Below are 17,886 nucleotides of genomic sequence, written 5' to 3'. Positions count from 1 at the left end.
GTGCGTATTTCACGGTCTTTTTGAAAGGAAAAAGAAAGCAGTCGTGCGGTCTGATAATGGGGAAAATCGGCGGCGATCCATCACGCACGTGCAACTGTCGCTGATTTGGTACAAGACCGTGGCGGTTCCCGATCCGGGACGACCTTGCCTATTTACGCGGCCAGTTCGGGGCGAATGGGGCGCCGCGAGGCACATGGGGCACCTATGCTCCGGTCGCAAGGCTTCTGTGACGCCGTCGCAGGGTATTCAAATGGCCGCCGGCAGGCCTAAAATGTCATTCAGAAAATTCGTCAATGGCTTTTCAGCCTGACGACGATGGAGTAGCCGTGTCCACCTGGCGCGGGCTTTATCCTGTTTGATAACCGGAATTCACTAGTGAGCACACCCGCTTCGCTGCGCATTGTCCCGCTTGACAGCAAGGCGGACCTGGATCGCTTCATCAAGCTGCCCGCGACCTTCCTGGGTTCCGACCCCGCGTGGATCCCGCCGCTGACGCTCGAACGCCGCCTGCACCTTGGTGCCAAGACCAACCCGTGGTTCGAGCACGCCCGCTGGAAGGCCTGGATCGCCTACCGCGGCGACAAGCCGGTCGGCCGGATCAGTGCCCAGATCGACTCCCTGCACCTGGAGATCCATGCGGACGACGCCGGCTTCTTCGGCATGCTGGACGCCGAGGACAACCAGGAGACCTTCGACGCGCTGACCAAGGCGGCAGAGGACTGGCTGCGCAGCGAGGGGATGAAGCGCGTGCGCGGCCCGCTCAGCCTGTCGATCAACGACGAGGTCGGTCTGCTGGTGGATGGTTTCGATACCTCGCCTTATTTCATGATGGGCCACACGAAGCCGTATTACGGCGCGCGCGTGGACCAGGCGGGTTACCACAAGGCCAAGGACGTGCTCGCCTATGTCGTCGAGCCGGACTTCCCTGCGCCCAAGGTGATGAAGCGCCTGCTCGGCAAGTCCAAGCAGAGCATCCGGGTACGTCCGCTGGACAACAAGCGGTTCGACGAAGAGCTCGCCACGCTGCGCGACATCTTCAACGATGCCTGGTCGGACAACTGGGGCTTCGTGCCCTTCACCGAGGCCGAGTTCAAGGACCTGGGCCACACGCTCAAGGTGCTGATCGCCTCGGAACTGATCCAGATTGCCGAAGTGGACGGCGTGCCGGCGGCGTTCATCGTCGCGCTGCCCAACGTCAACGAAGTGATCAAGGATTTCAACGGCTCGCTGCTGCCGTTCAACTGGGCGAAGCTGCTGTGGGGCCTGAAGGTCAAGTTCCCGACGTCCTCGCGCGTGCCGCTGATGGGCGTGCGCAAGATGTTCCACAACACGCCGCTGGGCCCGGGCCTGGCTTTCCTGGTCATCGACGCCGTGCGTCATCACCTCGTCGCGCGTGGCGTGAAGGAAGTGGAGCTGTCGTGGATCCTCGAGAACAACGACGGCATGCGTAACATCATCGAAGCGATCGGCGGCCGAGACTACAAGCGCTATCGCGTGTACGAGAAGGAGCTCTGATGAGCACGTCATTCTCTCGGCTAGGGCCGATCCTGCTCGGCGTCGTCGCGATTGCCGGTGTTGCCTGTTCGAAGAAGGGTGGGGCGGACGCCGACCAGAGCGTGCCGGTGGTCGTCGCCACCGCGCGCCAGGGCGGTTTCGTCGTCTACCGGTCGCAGCCGGGCACCGTGACGCCCTCCAATAGCGTGCTGGTGCGCAGCCAGGTGGACGGTGTGCTCAAGAGCATCGCCTTCAGTGGCGGCCAGATGGTCAAGCAGGGCGACGTGCTGGCCGAGATCGATCCGCGCGCGTCGCAGGCACAGCTCCAGCTCGCCACCGGCGACCTGGCGGCCAGCCAGGCGAAGCTATCCAACGCGCAGGAGACGCTCAAGCATTTCGAGGTGCTGGCCACGCAGGATTCCATCTCGGCACAGCGTCTGGCCGACCAGAAGTCACTGGTCGCGCAATACGCCGCCGAAGTGAAGTCGGAGCAGGGCCGCATCGGCACCGCCAACCTGCAGGTGGCCAATGCGCGGATCACCTCGCCCATCGCGGGCATGGTCGGTTTGCGCCGGGTGGATCCGGGCAACCTCGTCGGTCCCTCCGATTCGCGCGGCATCGTGGTCGTGACGCAGTCCCAGCCGAGCAAGGTGGTTTTCTCGGTGCCGGTGAACGTGGTGCCGCGTGTCCTGCAGGGTCTCAATGCGGGCACGTGCATTCCCGTCGACGCCTATGGCGACAGCCCCGACGAGGTGCTGGCCACCGGCCGCCTGCGCGCGGCGAACAACGAGGTGGACCCGGCGACGGGCACCGTGAAGTTCGAAGCCGAGTTCGCCAATACCGACAACGCCCTGTTGCCCAACCAGTTCGTCACGGCCAAGCTGCCTGTCCAGGTGTTGCCGCAGGCCATCCTGGTCCCGGCTGCAGCGGTTCAGCAGGGGGCCCAGGGTCCCTTCGTCTATGTGATCAACGACGACAAGACCGCGGCTGTGGTGCCCGTCAAGCTCGGCCCGGGCGACACCAGCACGGCGGTCATCGCCTCCGGCATCGCCGCCGGCGCGAAGGTCGTCGTCGAGGGGGCGGACAGGCTCCGTTCCGGGACCTCCGTCACCGCCACGGCCAGTGCCGCGCCTGCACCGGCGTCCGCTACGAGCGCTCCGGAATGCCATAACCCGTGAACCCGTCCCGCCTGTTCATCCTGAGGCCGGTTGCGACCTCGCTGCTGGCCATCGCGATCCTGCTGGTCGGCCTGTTCGCGTACCGGTTCCTGCCGCTTTCGGCGTTGCCGGAAGTCGACTTCCCGACCATCGAGGTCGTCACCGCCTATCCGGGCGCGGGCCCCCAGGTCGTCGCATCGACCGTCACGGCACCGCTCGAACGTCAGCTGGGGCAAATGCCCGGTCTGAGCCAGATGTCGTCGACGAGCGCCGCCGGCGCATCGACGATCACGCTGCGGTTCAACCTCGAACTGCCGCTGGACGTTGCGGAACAGGAAGTACAGGCCGCGATCAACGGCGCAGCGCCCCTGCTGCCGCCGGACATCTCGCAGCCGCCCATCTATCGCAAGGTGAACCCGGCCGATGCGCCGGTGATGACCCTGGCCCTGACCTCGCCGACCCTGTCGCTACGAGTGCTCCGTGAGCTGGCCGATACGCGCCTGGTGCCCAAGCTTTCGCAGGTGACGGGCGTTGGCCTGGTCAGCCTCGAGGGCGGTCAGCAGCCGGCGATCGTGGTGCAGGCCGATCCGGCCAGGCTCCGCTCGCAGGGGATGACCCTGGACGACCTGCGTGGTGCCATCCACGATGCCAATTCGAACCAGGCCAAGGGCAGCCTCGAAGGGCCGGTCCGTTCCTCGAACATCGCGATCAGCAATCCCATCGACACGGCCGCCGAGTTCGAACGCCTCACCGTCGGACATCGCGATGGCGCGGTCGTCCGGCTGGGTGATGTGGCCAAGGTGGCCGATGGTGCGGAAAACGCGCGGCTGGCCGCATGGTCGGGCCAGGATCCGGCGATCGTCCTGTCGATCCGCCGCCAGCCCGGCGCCAACGTGGTGGAGGTGGTCGATCGCATCCGCGACCTGCTGCCCCAGCTGAAGACGACGCTGCCGGCCGCGGTCGATGTCGCGACACTGACCGACCGTACCCAGACCGTGCGCGCCGCCGTGCGCGACACACAGCTGGAATTGATCTTCGCGATCGTCCTCGTGGTGATGGTGATCTTCCTGTTCCTGGGCAGCGGCGCCGCCACGGTGATCCCCGGCGTGGTGGTCCCGCTCTCGCTGATCGGCACGTTCGCGGTCATGTACCTGGCCGGGTTCTCGATCAACAACCTGACCCTGATGGCGCTCATCGTGGCGACCGGCTTCATGGTCGACGATGCGATCGTGATGATCGAGAACATCGCCCGCTACGTGGAAGCCGGTGAGGATCCGTTCGCGGCGGCACTGAAGGGCTCGCGGCAGATCGCCTTCACCGTCGTGTCGCTGACCCTGTCGCTGCTGGCGGTGTTGATCCCGCTGTTGTTCATGGGTGGACTGGTCGGACGTCTGTTCCGTGAGTTCGCGATCACCCTGGCGGTGGCGATCCTGATTTCCTGCGTAGTGTCGCTGACGCTCACGCCGATGATGTGCGCCCGCATGCTCCGGCGTACGCCCGAGGTATCCCAGCAGAGCCGCCTCGCCCGCAAGGGCAGGGAATGGCACGACACCGTGTTGGCAAAGTACGCGCGCGGGCTGGAATGGGTGCTCGCACGCCAGACCGCCACGCTGGTGACGGTCGCCGGCATGGCCGCGCTCGCCGTCGTGCTGTATGTCGTGATTCCGCGCGGCTTGTTCCCGACACAGGATTCCGGCGACATCCAGGGCATTTCCGTGGCTTCGCCGACGGTGTCCTTCGCCGCGATGGCCAAGCGTCAGCAAGCCTTGACCGCCGAGATCCTGAAGGATCCCGCGGTGGAGAGCGTGGCGTCCTTCATCGGTGTCGGTGATGGCGCGTTGTCGCTCAACAGTGGCCGCCTGCTCATTCATCTCAAGCCGTTGAGCAAGCGCAGCCGCGTACCCAAGGTCATGCAGCGGCTTTCGGATGCCGCCAGCAAGATCGAAGGCATCACGCTCTACATGCAACCCGTGCCTGACCTGACGATCGACGATCGCGTCAGCCCGGGGCAGTATCAGTTCTCGGTCGAGAATTCGGACCCCGCGCTGTTGTCCCAGTGGCTGCCGCGCATCGTCGGCCCGCTGCAGAACATCAGCAAGTTGTCGGGTGTGACCAGCGACCAGCACGACAAGGGCCTGGAGGCCTTCGTCCAGGTCGATCACGATCTGGCGAGTCGCTATGGCATCTCGTCGGCCGCCGTGGGTGACGCGCTGTATAACGCGTTTGGCCAGCGCCAGGTGAGCACCTTGCTGACCCTCGCCAGCCAGCGTCGCGTGATCCTTGAAGCGGCTCCCAACGCCGACGGTACCGCGGGCGCGATGAGTGGGGTTTATCTCGCCCCGCAGGCTGGCACCGGCGTGACCGGCGCGGATGCGAGCGATCCGTCGTCCACGTTGATTCCGCTCTCGTCGATCGCCCAGATCAGCGAGCGCACAGGGCCGCTGGTGGTCACCCGCATCGACCAGCTGCCGGCAGCGACGGTGTCGTTCAACGTCGCGCGTGGCATCGCGCTGGATGCCGCCATCCAATCCGTGGACAAGGCGTGGCGCGAGTTGAAGATGCCGGCCAGCATGCAGATGCGTTGGCAGGGTTCCTCGCAGGCTTTCCAGGCCTCGCGCGATGGTCAGCCGTGGCTGATCCTCGCCACGCTGATCACCGTCTACATCGTGCTGGGCGTGCTCTACGAGAGCTACATCCATCCGTTGACGATCCTGTCGACACTGCCGTCGGCGGGCATCGGCGCCTTGCTGGCGCTGATGATCGGCGGGTTCGAGCTTGACGTGATCTCGCTCATCGGCGTGATCCTGCTGATCGGCATCGTGCAGAAGAACGCCATCATGCTGATCGACTTCGCGATCGACGCGCAGCGGCAGCAGGGGCTGGCGCCGCGCGATGCCATCGTGCAGGCCTGCATGCTGCGCTTCCGTCCGATCATCATGACCACGCTGGCCGCCATGCTCGGCGCGTTGCCGTTGATGCTGGGCGGCGGCATGGGTGCGGAGCTGCGCCATCCGCTCGGCGTGGGCATCTTCTGGGGCCTGCTGGTGAGCCAGTTGCTGACGCTGTTCACCACGCCGGTGATCTACCTGGCCTTCGAGCGCGTGCTGCAGCGTCGCGGGCTGCGGGCGTGAGTCGGCGGGCATGAACATCTCCAGGCTCTTCATCGACCGGCCGGTGGCGACGTCGCTGCTGTGCCTCGGGCTGGTGATCGCCGGCGCGCTGGCCTGGCGGCTGCTGCCGATCGCCTCGCTGCCCGAGGTGGACGTGCCGACCATCAAGGTCTCCGCCAGCCTGCCCGGGGCGAGTCCCGCCACGATGGTCTCGGCGGTCGCGACCCCGCTCGAACGGGCGCTGGGGCGCATCGCCGGCGTGACCGAAATGACCTCGGTCAGCACGAGTGGCTCGACGGACATCCGCCTCAGCTTCGATTTTTCCCGCAACGTGGTGGGCGCCACCCGCGACGTGCAGGCAGCGATCAATGCCGCTCGCGGTGACTTGCCATCCGACATGCCGGGCAGCCCGACGTATCGCGCGGTGAGTTCGGCCGATGCCCCGGTGCTTGTGCTCAGCCTGACCTCGCGCGATGCGAGCCCGGGCCAGATGTATGCCGTGGCCTCGACGACCTTCAGCCAGATGCTGGCGCAGGTGGACGGCGTGGGTGACGTGGAACTCGTCGGCAGTTCCGTGCCGGCGATCCGCATCGACCTGGATCCGATCGCGATGAACCAGCGCGGGGTGGGCTTCGAACAGCTGCGTCACGCCGTGGCCGCGGCCGTCTCGAACCAGGCATCCGGCGCGTTGGAGGTCGGTGACCGTTACCTGCAGGTAGCCACGAACGGCCAGCTCGCTACCGCCGATGCGTTCCGCTCGCTCGTGGTTGCCGGGCGTGACGGCACGGCCGTTTCGCTGGGCGATATCGCCCGTGTCGTCAATACCGTGCGCGAACCCGACAACGCCGCGCTCGCCAATGGCGAACCGGCCGTGCTGGCGCTGGTCCGGCACAAGGCCGGCGCCAATATCATCGAAGTGATCGACGGCATCACGCGACGGCTTCCGGCGCTGCAGGCGTCCTTGCCCGGCGACATGAAGGTCAGCGTCATCGTCGATCGCGCGACCTCGGTGCGCGGTTCGCTGAGCGGTGCCGAGCACACGCTGGCCCTGGCGGTGGTGCTGGTCGTCGTGGTGATGTTGCTGTTCCTGCGCGACGTGCGCGCGGCGTTGATCGCCAGCGCCGTGGCACCGATTTCGCTGCTGGGCGCGATGACGGTGATGTACCTGCTCGGGTACAGCCTCGACATCCTGTCCCTGATGGCGCTGACCATCGCGGTGGGCTTCACCGTGGACGACGCCGTGGTGGTGGTGGAGAACATCGCCCGCCACATCGAGGACGGCATGCCGCCGCGCGAAGCGGCACGCGTCGGTGCGGGCGAGGTCGGCCTGACCGTGCTGTCCATGAGCGCCGTGCTGATCGCGGTATTCATCCCCTTGCTGCTGATGGGCGGCTACGTCGGCCTGTTCGTGCGCGAGTTCGCTGTCACGCTCGCGGTGGTGATCGTGATCTCCCTGGTGGTCTCGCTGACCTTCGTGCCGATGGTGTGTGCGTTGTGGCTGAAGCCGGAAAGTACCCGTCACGCGCATGGCCGCGTGTTCGAGTGGAGCGAGCGCGCCTTCGCCAGGCTGCAGAGGGCCTACGACAAGAGCCTCGTCGTCGCCCTGCGCCGTGCGCCGCTGACCATGTTGTCCCTGCTCGCGGTGTTGTGCCTGAGCGTGGTCCTGTACGTCGTGGTGCCCAAGGGTTTCTTCCCACGCCAGGATACCGGCGAGCTCACGGGCGACTTCGATACGGACGGCAGCGCCTCCTTCCCGGTGGCCAAGGCGAAGCTCGCCGTGTTCCTCGATGTGGTGCGCGCCGATCCTGCCATTCAGAGCGTCGCTGGCTATGCCGAGCACGATTCGGGTTCCCTGTTCGCCACCCTGAAGCCGCTTTCGAAGCGCGACGCCAGCGCCGACGAGGTGGCCGCGCGACTGAACGCCAAGCTCGCCCGTTTGTCGGGCGGCACGTTCACCGTGACCTCGGTCCAGAACATTCGCGTCGGCGGACGCCGCAGCCGGGCCTCGAACGAATACACGATCCAGGCGGATTCACCGGAACTGCTGCGTACATGGGCGCCGCGCATCGCCCAGGCCATGACCACGATTCCGCAGATCAGCAACGTGCACAGCGACAACGGCGGCACGGCGCTGGCGACCTCGCTGGACGTGGATCGGGATACCGCCGCCCAATATGGCATCAGCTACGCCCGCGTCGATGGCGTGCTGCGCGATGCCTTCGCCGGCCGGCGCGCGGCGACCATCTTCTCACCGTCGGACCAGATCCCCGTGTTGATGGGCGTGGCCCCCGAGCAGGCGCAATCGCCGGAAGCGTTCAACCTGATCCAGGTGCCGGGTGCGGGCAGAGGCGACGTCCCCTTGCTGATGCTGGGCCATGTACGCCAGTTCAACACACCGCTCGGCATCTCCCATTACGGGCAGTCCCTGTCGGCAACGATTTCGTTCGACAGGGCACCGGGTGTCTCGCTGTCGCAGGCCACCCAGGCCATTCAGCGCGCCGTGGATCGTACGGCCATGCCGACCTCGGTACGCAGCACCTTCGCGGGTTCCGCGGGCGCCGCCCGACAGGTGGCGTCGAGTGAGCCGGCACTGATCCTCGGCGCCTTCCTCACGCTGTTCATCGTCCTGGGCATCCTCTACGAGAGCTGTTTCCATCCGCTCACGATTCTTTCGACCCTGCCTTCGGCGGCCGTCGGCGCCGTGTTCGCGCTCATCGTTTTCCGGACCGATCTGGACGTCATTGCATTGATCGGTATTTTCGCCCTCATCGGCATCGTGATGAAGAACGCGATCATGATGGTGGACTTTGCGCTCGCCGCGCAGCGCGGCTCCGGCATGACGCCGGCCGAGGCGATCCAGGAGGCATGCCGCCTGCGTTTCCGCCCGATCCTGATGACCTCGCTGGCGGTCATGGTGGCGGCGGTGCCCCTGGCGATCTCCCGGGGCAACGGCTCGGAAATGCATGCGCCGCTCGGTATCGCCATGGGTGGTGGTCTGGTAGTCAGCCAGTTGTTGACGCTTTACACGACTCCGGTTGTGTACCTTTATCTCGACAGATTCAGCAGGTGGGCAGCACGATGGACGCAGAGTTTCAGGGCCCGAGGGGACGCCGGCTGGTCGGCAGGCCGCAATGGAGCGCTGAAGTGAGCGCGCGCCTTCCTGCAAACGCCCTGCGCGCGCTGCTTGTCGCGGGCGCCGTGATGGCGGTCGCCGCCTGCACCGAGGTCGGCCCGAATTACGTGCGCCCCGCGGCCCCCGTGCCTGCCGCCTTCAAGGAAGCCAGCGCGCAGAAGGCCCCGCACGCGGAATCCGTGATCGCCGGCAAGTGGTGGGAAATCTACGGTGACCCCACGCTCAACGCGCTGGTCTCGCAGGTTGCGGTGAGCAACCAGTCGCTGGCCGCCGCCGCGGCACGCGTGCGTCAGGCCCAGGCACTGATCGAGGTAGCGCAGGGCGCTTCGGTGCCGTCGGTCACGGCCGGTACGCTCAAGTCCGGCCGCAAGAATGAAAACGACATCGGTATCGGTGTCAGCTGGGAACTGGACCTATGGGGCCGGATTCGCCGCGACGTCGAATCCCATCGCGCCATCGCCGAAGCGAGCAGGGACGACCTTGCCGCCGCCACGTTGTCGATGCAGGCGCAGCTCGTACAGAGCTATTTCGCGCTGCGCCAGGACGATGCCGTGATCGACCTCCTGCAGCAGTCCGCGGACGCCAATGAACAGTGGCACCGGATGGTCGGCAACCAGTACGCGCAGGGCCAGGCGTCCAGCGCGAACGTGGCCGACGCGACGATGAAAGCCAGTGCGGCACAGCTCCAGCTGGCGGATACGAAGGCGGCGCGTGCCCAGTTGGAACACGCGATCGCGGTCATGCTCGGCAAGGCGCCGGCGGACTTCGCCATCGCCCCTGCTGCGTTCATCGCGAATGTTCCGGACGTGCCCACCGGCGTGCCCGCCAGTCTCCTGGAGCGTCGCCCGGACGTCGCCGCGAGCGAGCGCCGCATGGCGGCCGCCAGCGCGCGCATCGGCGTCGCCAAGGCCGAGACCCTGCCGTCGATCAACCTGGCCGCCGGTATCGGCATCCTGAAGGGTCCCACGGGCACGGCGGATATTCGCGCCCCCTTGTTCACGGGCGGCCGTCTGACCGGTCAGGTCACGAACGCCGACGAGGCCTTCAACGAGGCCGTCGCGAACTACCGGCAGACCGTGCTCGATGCGTTCCGCGAAGTGGAAGACGGCCTGGTGGTGACCAGCACGCTGGCGGCGCACGCCGAGCTGCAGGCCAGGGCCGCCAAGGCCGCGACCGAGTCGGATCGCGTCACGCGCAACCAGTACAAGCAAGGCGTCGCCGACTATCCCGCTGTCGTTGAGTCTGCCAACGCGGCGCTCGATGGCGTGCGCGGTGACATGCAGCTTCGCCTGCGCCGTCTCGACGCGAGCGTGAACCTGATCATGGCCCTCGGCGGTGGTTGGGAGCCCGCGTCCGTGCGCGATCCCAAATCGCCGCGCTGAGGGTCTGGCCACTCGGCTTCGCCATCGGTCGACCGGCCTCGGCTTCGCCATCGGCTATGCCGTTGTGGGAGCCGATTTATCGGCGATAGGGTGCTCGCGATTGACTGGCCCGCTGCCGCGGGATCGCCGATGAATCGGCTCCCACAAGGAGCCGAGAAGCCGGGCGCCGGTTAGGTCGGGAAGCGGGCAATAAGGGTCTCTAGGCGCGAGCGGGTTTCGCTGGCCAGGGGCGCCGGCGTTTCGTAGTGGCGCCGACCCGACAGGGCCTCGGCGACCATCTCGTCGTGACGGGATCCCATCAGGCCGTTGATCGCCGCGAGGAACCGCGACATGCGATAGGCGTGATCGTTGGGACCGAGCGAGCGCAATGTGTCGTAGAAAGACACCTGCATGCTTACGATTTTTCTCACAGCATGGAACTGATGGCCGGCGAAGGTCGTACGCGACACGGCTTTTTTCAGGCTGCGCATTTCCGACTGCTGGAAAGCGACGAAGCCCGCTTCGTTGTCCAGCCGCGTGTTTTGCATCGCGCGCCTGACTATGGACCAGACAGGTTTCGATAACAGGATGCGCAGCAGCAGGCCGCTGCGGACTATGCCGCTGCGCCGGCCGCTGCGAAAAGCATCCTGTAATTTGCCGAGGACGCGCGTGGTCAGGTCGAAGACGCGGTTCGAGCGATGTTGCTTGCTGTACAGACGCTGCGCGAAACGCAGATGCTTGTAGCGCGCGCGGATGTCCTTGAATTCAAGGCGTTCATCGGCGCTGAGGCCCTCGTTGCGAAGCAGCTTTTCGACCAGGCGCAGGGTGTTTTCACGGGTGACGCCATCTTCCCAGAATTGCAGGCATACGGCGTAACACTGCCGAATCGACTCATCCGGGCAGCCCAGCACGATGGGCTCGGGCAGGGCGACGTGCGCGTCGACGATATCGTCGACAGCCACGGCGTCAAACAGGCGCTGCAAGGTTTCGGCCGGGAATTTCTGCCACGTGGGCCCACTGCTGCGGGTCATTACTGCGCTTCCTTAGACTTTTATTACGAAAGCGTATGCCGCTTGCGGGGATGACAAGTTCGCAAGTATTTACCGAAACGCTTTCGTTTTCCAGCTCAAAGCGGATAGCGGTCGACCAGCATCTCCAGACGGGACCGGGTTTCGTTGGCCAGCGGTGCCGGCGTATCGTAGTGGCGGCGGCCCGATAGCGCTTCGGCGATCATCTCGTCGTGTCGCGATCCCATCAGGCCGTTGATCGCTGCGAGGAACCGGGACATCCGGTAGGCGTGATCATTGGGACCAAGCGTTCTCAGGGTGTCGTAGAAGGACACCTGCATGCTGACGATCTTGCGCACGGTATGGAACTCGTGGCCTGCGAAGGTCGTGCCTGTGATGGCTTGTTTCAGCGCGCGTATTTCCGCTTTCTGGAATGCGATCAGTCCCGCTTCGCTATCCAGGCGCGTGTTCTCCAGCGAGCGCTGGATAATCCACCAGACAGGCTTCGACATCAGCACGCGTAGTTTGAAGCCGCTGCGGACGATGTCCCCGCGCTGGCCGCCGCGGAAGGCATCCTGCAGCTTGCCCAGGATGCGCGTGGTCTTGTCGAACAGATAGTCCGACCGGTGACGCTTGCTGTACAGCCGTTGGGTGAAGCGCAGCTGCTTGTACCTCGCACGGATGTGCTTGAATTCGAGGCGTTCGTCGGCGCTCAAGCCTTCGTTGCGAAGCAGCTTGTCGATCAGACGCAGCGCGTCCGCGCGAACGACACCGTCTTTCCAGAATTGCAGGCTCAACGAATAACACTGCTGGATCGACTCTTCCGGGCATGCCAGGACGATGGTCTCGGGCAGGGGGACATGCGCGTCGACGGCATCGTTGACATCCACGGCGTCGAACAGGCGCCGCAATGTCTCAGCCGGGAAGGTCTGCCACTGGCCCGCACGACGCCCACTCGTCACTGCACTTCCTCAGGTTTGTAGAACGAAAGCGTATGTCGCTTACGGTAAGCGGATACGGTCGGGACCAGGAAGAAAAACGCTTCCAGGCACTGGCCACCGAAATAGGCGAGAGCCGCGCCCATGATGCCGAAGTGATGTGTCAATCCGATGAGCAGCCCGACGTACAGCATCGCTGCGAGTCCCTGCGCGACCAGGGCCGCACGCTGGCGGCTGGCGATGTAGAGCAGTGATTCCAGGGGGAAGGCCGCCATGGAGACCACGAGGGCGCCACACATGACCTGGAGCAGACTGTAGGACTCGAGATACTTCGCGCCGAACACCGAGGAAATCAGCGGCTTGCCGACGACGAAGACGAGCAGCGCGACGAGTATACCCAGCCCGCCGGCCAGGGCGGCCGAGCGCAAGCCCAGCTTCCACGGGCGGGTGCTGGCCGGATCGAGGCGCATGATCTCGGGATAGAAACTTTTCTGCATCAGGGAGGCGGGTGTGCCGGCCGCGTCGAAGAAGGTCAGTGCGACCTTGAACAGACCGGCGGCGGTGGGGCCCAGCATGATGCCGACGAGCACGTTGCTGCCGGCATTCCGTGCCGACCAGATCGAGTGGGAGAAGTTGGTCGTCCAGACGAAGTCCCAGGCGCCCTTGATCCGGCGCGCCGGGCCGAACAGACCCGGTCGCAGCGCATGATCGATGTTTTGCCGGCGCAGCTCCTGTACCGCGAAGATCCACAGCGCGATGTCGCCGACCAGGCTGGACACGTACCACGTCGCCAGGAAGCCCGGGAAGCCGAGGTGGGCGAAGTAAGCGATGACACTGCCGATGGCGCGCAGGAACGGTGTGACGGCCTGTTGCACGGCGATGAGGTCGAAACGATCGATCGAGCGCAGGATGCCCGTCGGCGTTGCCGCCGTCATGGTGGGAATCAGCGTGCAGTAGGCCAGCGCCCACCAGAAATCTTCTGTCGAAATGCCGACCGAATGGCTGAGCAGGGGCAGGAGGATCATGCCGCCCACGGCGGCGATGATGCCGCTGGCCAGATCCAGGCCGAACGAGAACCCGGTGACGTCACGAAAGCGCGCGATGTCCTTGTGGGTGAGGGCAGGCGTGCCGAACTGGACGACGAACTGCCAGGTCTGGAACTTGGCGATATCGCTGACCGTCTTGGCATACGCCTGGACGACGACCAGCGTGCCGAACAACGCCGGCGTCATGCCACGGCCTGCGCAACCCAGCGCCAACAGGCTCAGCAACGCGCTGACGACGTTGCTCGAGCCGAGGATGGATGCGTTGCGCACGATGGCGCGAAACGCGCCATCGGAGAACCAGTGCTTCATGCGCGTGCGCCGTTCCAGCTTCCGAACGCGGCACAGATGGCATCGATCTGCTCGAACGTATGCGCGGCGCTGACGCTGCAGCGAAGCAGCGATTCGTTGCCTGGTGTGGCCGGCGGCACCATGAGGTTCACGTACACACCTGCTTTGAGCAGGTGGTCCCAGAAGCGCAGGGCTTCGAGTTTTTCGCCCACGAGCACGGCGACGACGGCGTTGGCCGGCGCACCCAGGCGGAAGCCCAGTGCCGACAGACCCGCGTGAAGTCGCTCGGCGTTGGCCTGGAGGCGCTTGCGGAGATCGCTGGCGGCTTCGAGCTTGCGCAGGGCCGTACGTGTCGCTGCGATCGTGGCGGGCGCGAGCGAGGCGGTGAACACGTACGGACGGCTAGCGTAACGCAGCACGTCCATGTCGTCCGAGTCACCGACGCAGAAGCCACCGGTGTTACCGAGACTCTTGCTGAAGGTACCGACCACGTAGTCGATGTCATCGAGCACGCCGTCCACCTCGGCCAGACCACGACCCTTCTCGCCGAGTACGCCCATCGAGTGGGCTTCGTCGACCATCAGCGTCGCGCCGAATTCGTTCTTCACGCGGACGAAGTCGCGCAGCGGTGCGCGGTCGCCGAGCATGCTGTAGACCCCTTCCACGATGATCAGGGCATTGGCTGCCTCGTCGCCGAGGCGGCGCATGCGCTTGGCCAGGTCGTCGGCATCGTTGTGGCGGAAGCGGATCGTGTTCGCGCCGGCCAGCGTGCAGCCGTCATAGATGCTGGCGTGGCTGTCGGCATCGATCATCACGGTGTCGCCCGGGCCAGCCAGGGCCGAGATCATGCCCAGGTTGGCCTGGTAGCCGGTCGAGAAGACGATGGCGTCGCGCTTGCCGTAGAAGCGGGCCAGGTCCAGCTCGAGCTCGCGGTGCGAGGCGTAGCTGCCATTGGCCATGCGCGAGCCGGTGGTGCCGGTACCCGCCGTTTCCAGCGCTTCACGCGCCGAGGCGACGCAGTCCGCATCGAAGGTCATGCCGAGGTAGTTGTTGGTACCGGCGAGGATGGTCGGCCGGCCGTCGATGATGCCCTCGGTGGGCGAAACGATCCGGTCGATCTGGACGCCGAACGGGTCGATGCCGACCTGCGCCAGCTCCTGCCGGACGGCACGAACCGCCTTCAGCCTGGAATTCTCTTTCATGCGATGTTTGCCCGTGGAATGCTGGAACAGTGACGCGTCGGAGTGCGCTCGATGAAGCGCTCTAGCCCGCGGATTTCTGGATCAGCGACGCAAAGTCGCCAACGGTCCGCACTTCCGCCAATGCATTGATCGGCACGGAAATGTCGAACTCGTCCTCGACCGCCACGACCAGGTCCATGACCTTCAGGGAGTCCAGTCCCAGCTCACTGGTGATGCCGGTGGTTTCGTTGATGACCAGGGCGCGACCTTCCGCGAAGGGCGTGACGAGCTCGATAAGTTTCGCAACAACATCTTGATGATTCATCAGGGCACTCCGTTCGTTGCGGCAGAGGGTTTGCCGAGCGTGTCGGCAAGACCGCGCTCGAAGCCAAAGGTGGGCCGCCAACCGGTTGCGTGTTCGAAAGCCGTGCCATCGGCCACCCAGTCGGCGTGCGTGACTTCGCGCACCTTGCCGAGGGTGAGCATCGGTGCGTATCCGAAGACGCGCGCCGCGGCGAGATTAACCCCGCCGATAAGTCGCAGTAATGACGCGGGAATCGTCAGCCGCCGAATCGGCGCGTTACCACGTAGCACGCGGGATGCCGTGCCCAGCACGGTGTCCCAGTCGTAGCCGTTTTCGTGGCCGTCATCCAGTTCATAAGTATTTCCCGAATCGCCCTCGGACGCCAGCCAGGCCGACACGGCCGAGGCGAGGTCGGCGACGTGGATCAGCGAAAACCGTCCGCGACCGTCGCCCGGGATCGGCGCCAGTCCGCGCTGCATACCCTGGAACAGCGGAAGCATCTCGCGGTCGCCGGGGCCATAGACGGCCGGCGGGCGCAGGGCGACCCAGGCCAGTCGGCCCGCATGGGATGCAAGCGCACGCTCGCCCCGCCACTTGCTGCCGGCATAGTCGGACAGCTGCGGTTCGCGGGCGGCGAGGGAGGAGATAAGGAGGTATCGACGGCAGCCGGGTTCGTTCCTGGCGGCTTCGACGGTGTCCAGGACGCCTTGCTCGTTGACGCGATCGAAATCGGTACGGCGGGCGCCACGAACGCTGCCTGCACAGTGCACGAAGGCCTCGGCGCCCTTGACCAGGGTCGCCAGCGCCGCGCGATCGGCGAGATCGCCGGCGATCCATTCAACGTTGAAAGTGTCTTTGAGGACCCGCCCCGGGCGGGGGCGGTACAGGGCGCGAACACGGTAGCCCGAAGCTACCAACTGTTGCCGCAACGCGGTGCCAACGAAACCGGTGGCACCCGTCAGTGCAACGACGGGCTGCCTTGCGGCAGCAACGTCGCTCATGCCGCGGCGGCGGCCTGCGGAGCCTGTTCCTGAGCCTGACGCTCCAGGTAACCGCTGCGGGTGGCCGAGCGGGACAGCTTGCCCGACGACGTACGCGGCAGGGTGTGACGCGGCACCAGCTCGATGAGGCAGGCAATGCCGAGCTCTTCCAGGAGGTCGCCACGGATACGGTTGATCAGCGACTCGCGGACCTCGACGTCGTCGGTGTTGCACTGGACGACCACGGCGGCGACTTCGGCGCCGCCCGGGCCCGGCACGCCGAACGCGGAGGCGTCCTGCGAACGCAGTTCCGGCTGACGCTCGACGATGCGCTCGATGTCCTGCGGCCAGATGTTGCGGCCGTTGACGATGATCATGTCCTTGTGACGGCCGGTGACGACGACCTCGCCATCGACGACATAACCGATATCGCCGGTGTCGAGCCAGCCATCGGCGGCCAGTACTTCAGCGGTCTTTTCCGGCTGCTGGTAGTAGCCCGACATGATGCTCGGACCACGCACCATGATGCGACCGACGTGGAGGTCGGCCAGCTGCGTGCCGGCGTCGTTCCAGATCTCGAGCTCGTGGCCCGGCAGCGGGCCGCCGCAACGGACGAAACCCGTACCGGTGCCGGCAGCGACCGGCGTCGCGATGAGGTCTTCGGCGAGATGGGTCGGATCGATCCATTCGACGACGATGCCCGCCTGCAGCGGTGAGAAGCTGATCGCCAGCGACGCTTCGGCCATGCCGTAGGACGGCACGAACGCGCGTGCGTCGAAACCAGCCGGCGCCAGCAGTTCGGCAAAGCGCGCCGGGACTTCCGGCAGGATCGGCTCGGCGCCGATACCGGCAACGCGCCAGTGCGACAGGTCGTACGAAGCGATGTCGCCCGGACGGACGCGACGTGCGCACATCTCGTAACCGAACGGCGGGCTGTAGGCGATCGTGGCCTTCGACGAGCTCATCAGCTCGAGCCAGCGACGCGGACGCATCGCGAACTCGCGCGTGTCCAGATAGTCGATCGAGCGCTGGCCCGCCATGACGGTCAGCAGACAGCCGACCAGGCCCATGTCGTGATAGAACGGGAGCCAGGAGACGAAACGGTCGTCATCACGCAGGTCGAGACCGTGATTGTTCGAACCCTGCAGGTTCGCCATCAGCGCCTGCTCGGTGATCATCGCCGCCTTCGGCGTACCGGTGCTGCCCGAGGTGAACTGGAGGTAGGCGACTTCGGTCGGGCCGAGCGGCTGCAGTTCGACGTTGTGGTTCGGCAGCTCCGCGAACGCGGCAGGCGTGCCCCACTTGGCGATATTCAAGCCAGCGACGGCTTCGCCGAGGAAGCCGATGAAGCCTTCCGAAGCGACGGCCACCGAGGCACCAGCGGCCTGGAGCATGCCGCGAAGCTTCTTCACGTACGCATCATGGCCGCCGAGATTCACTGTCGACGGAAGGGCCACGGGAACGAGGCCGACGTACTGGCAGGCAAAGAAGAAACGCAGGAAGTCGGCGTTCGTTTCAGCCACGATGGCCAGACGGGCACCGCGCTCGAGCCCGAGCGTCGCGAGTCGCTGCGCCAGCTCAAGGGCTTCTTTACGAAGGGTCCGGTAGGGCAGGGCCAGATCAAGCTTGCCGCCCGCGTAGAAGTTGGCACCCGTGACGCCACATGCGGCGTAGTCCAGCACTTCTGCAAGGCTGGCAAAGTCCGCACGGCGCAGGGGCACCGTGTTCATGGTGGGCGTGGCTAGCCCGACCTGGATGGCAATGTTTCCGTCTGCGCTCATGGTCTTATCGCGTTCTCAAGCGTTCTCCGAAACTAGATGGGGACATTCCCACGTTGTTTCCAGGAGGTTACTGTACCTAATGGTACCATAATTGGTCGGTTTGTTA

12 protein-coding genes are annotated in these 17,886 nt (G+C 65.5%); 5 read left to right on the top strand and 7 right to left on the bottom strand.

Annotation, left to right across the window (positions count from 1 at the left end; translation table 11 throughout):
• Positions 1-375: 375 nt before the first annotated feature.
• From BJI69_RS19590 to BJI69_RS19570, 5 genes are read left to right on the top strand one after another with little or no spacing between them, the layout of a single operon-like run.
• Entirely contained in the window at positions 376-1,515 is a 1,140-nt protein-coding gene (locus BJI69_RS19590; protein ID WP_211258485.1) for a hypothetical protein, read from the top strand.
• Positions 1,515-2,672 (top strand): efflux RND transporter periplasmic adaptor subunit, encoded by a 1,158-nt coding sequence (locus tag BJI69_RS19585; RefSeq protein WP_052767156.1) that lies wholly within the window; start codon positions 1,515-1,517, stop codon positions 2,670-2,672. Before BJI69_RS19590 ends, BJI69_RS19585 begins: the two co-directional genes overlap by 1 nt.
• Positions 2,669-5,782, top strand: a complete 3,114-nt coding sequence (locus tag BJI69_RS19580; protein WP_046967505.1) for an efflux RND transporter permease subunit — start codon at positions 2,669-2,671, stop codon at positions 5,780-5,782. The genes BJI69_RS19585 and BJI69_RS19580 overlap by 4 nt, the downstream gene beginning before the upstream one ends.
• Before the next feature lie 10 nt (positions 5,783-5,792).
• Positions 5,793-8,909, top strand: coding sequence for an efflux RND transporter permease subunit (locus BJI69_RS19575; protein ID WP_046967506.1), 3,117 nt, complete (start codon positions 5,793-5,795; stop codon positions 8,907-8,909).
• On the top strand, positions 8,906-10,276 hold the full coding sequence (locus BJI69_RS19570; RefSeq protein WP_052767157.1) for an efflux transporter outer membrane subunit: 1,371 nt from the start codon (positions 8,906-8,908) through the stop codon (positions 10,274-10,276). Before BJI69_RS19575 ends, BJI69_RS19570 begins: the two co-directional genes overlap by 4 nt.
• A gap of 170 nt (positions 10,277-10,446) precedes the next feature.
• On the opposite strand, the gene BJI69_RS19565 is transcribed toward BJI69_RS19570, so the two are convergent.
• The 7 genes from BJI69_RS19565 to BJI69_RS19535 all read right to left on the bottom strand — a co-directional run bounded on the left by BJI69_RS19565 (position 10,447) and on the right by BJI69_RS19535 (position 17,780).
• Complete coding sequence (locus tag BJI69_RS19565) at positions 10,447-11,286, bottom strand: hypothetical protein (RefSeq protein WP_046967507.1); 840 nt, start codon at positions 11,284-11,286, stop codon at positions 10,447-10,449.
• Positions 11,287-11,381: 95 nt separating this feature from the next.
• Positions 11,382-12,224 (bottom strand): hypothetical protein, encoded by an 843-nt coding sequence (locus BJI69_RS19560; protein WP_046967508.1) that lies wholly within the window; start codon positions 12,222-12,224, stop codon positions 11,382-11,384.
• A complete protein-coding gene (locus BJI69_RS19555; RefSeq protein ID WP_046967509.1) occupies positions 12,221-13,555 on the bottom strand; it encodes a lipopolysaccharide biosynthesis protein in 1,335 nt (444 codons plus the stop codon). Before BJI69_RS19555 ends, BJI69_RS19560 begins: the two co-directional genes overlap by 4 nt.
• Positions 13,552-14,736, bottom strand: a complete 1,185-nt coding sequence (gene spt, locus BJI69_RS19550) for a serine palmitoyltransferase (RefSeq protein ID WP_046967510.1) — start codon at positions 14,734-14,736, stop codon at positions 13,552-13,554. Before spt ends, BJI69_RS19555 begins: the two co-directional genes overlap by 4 nt.
• A gap of 61 nt (positions 14,737-14,797) precedes the next feature.
• On the bottom strand, positions 14,798-15,040 hold the full coding sequence (locus BJI69_RS19545) for an acyl carrier protein (RefSeq protein ID WP_046967511.1): 243 nt from the start codon (positions 15,038-15,040) through the stop codon (positions 14,798-14,800).
• Complete coding sequence (locus BJI69_RS19540; protein WP_046967512.1) at positions 15,040-16,020, bottom strand: NAD-dependent epimerase/dehydratase family protein; 981 nt, start codon at positions 16,018-16,020, stop codon at positions 15,040-15,042. The genes BJI69_RS19545 and BJI69_RS19540 overlap by 1 nt, the downstream gene beginning before the upstream one ends.
• Entirely contained in the window at positions 16,017-17,780 is a 1,764-nt protein-coding gene (locus BJI69_RS19535) for a fatty acyl-AMP ligase (protein ID WP_046967513.1), read from the bottom strand. The genes BJI69_RS19540 and BJI69_RS19535 overlap by 4 nt, the downstream gene beginning before the upstream one ends.
• Positions 17,781-17,886: the final 106 nt, after the last annotated feature.

The organism is Luteibacter rhizovicinus DSM 16549 (assembly GCF_001887595.1).
GTDB classification, from domain to species: domain Bacteria; phylum Pseudomonadota; class Gammaproteobacteria; order Xanthomonadales; family Rhodanobacteraceae; genus Luteibacter; species Luteibacter rhizovicinus.
This window is presented reverse-complemented; position numbering and strand designations above follow the sequence as displayed.

Excerpts from the sequence above, each read along its gene's own strand:
- BJI69_RS19575 (WP_046967506.1), top strand. The coding sequence starts at position 5,793 with ATGAACATCTCCAGGCTCTTCATCGACCGGCCGGTGGCGACGTCGCTG.
- BJI69_RS19555 (WP_046967509.1), bottom strand. The coding sequence starts at position 13,555 with ATGAAGCACTGGTTCTCCGATGGCGCGTTTCGCGCCATCGTGCGCAAC.
- spt (WP_046967510.1), bottom strand. The coding sequence starts at position 14,736 with ATGAAAGAGAATTCCAGGCTGAAGGCGGTTCGTGCCGTCCGGCAGGAG.
- BJI69_RS19535 (WP_046967513.1), bottom strand. The coding sequence starts at position 17,780 with ATGAGCGCAGACGGAAACATTGCCATCCAGGTCGGGCTAGCCACGCCC.
- BJI69_RS19585 (WP_052767156.1), top strand. The coding sequence starts at position 1,515 with ATGAGCACGTCATTCTCTCGGCTAGGGCCGATCCTGCTCGGCGTCGTC.
- BJI69_RS19540 (WP_046967512.1), bottom strand. The coding sequence starts at position 16,020 with ATGAGCGACGTTGCTGCCGCAAGGCAGCCCGTCGTTGCACTGACGGGT.
- BJI69_RS19565 (WP_046967507.1), bottom strand. The coding sequence starts at position 11,286 with ATGACCCGCAGCAGTGGGCCCACGTGGCAGAAATTCCCGGCCGAAACC.
- BJI69_RS19545 (WP_046967511.1), bottom strand. The coding sequence starts at position 15,040 with ATGAATCATCAAGATGTTGTTGCGAAACTTATCGAGCTCGTCACGCCC.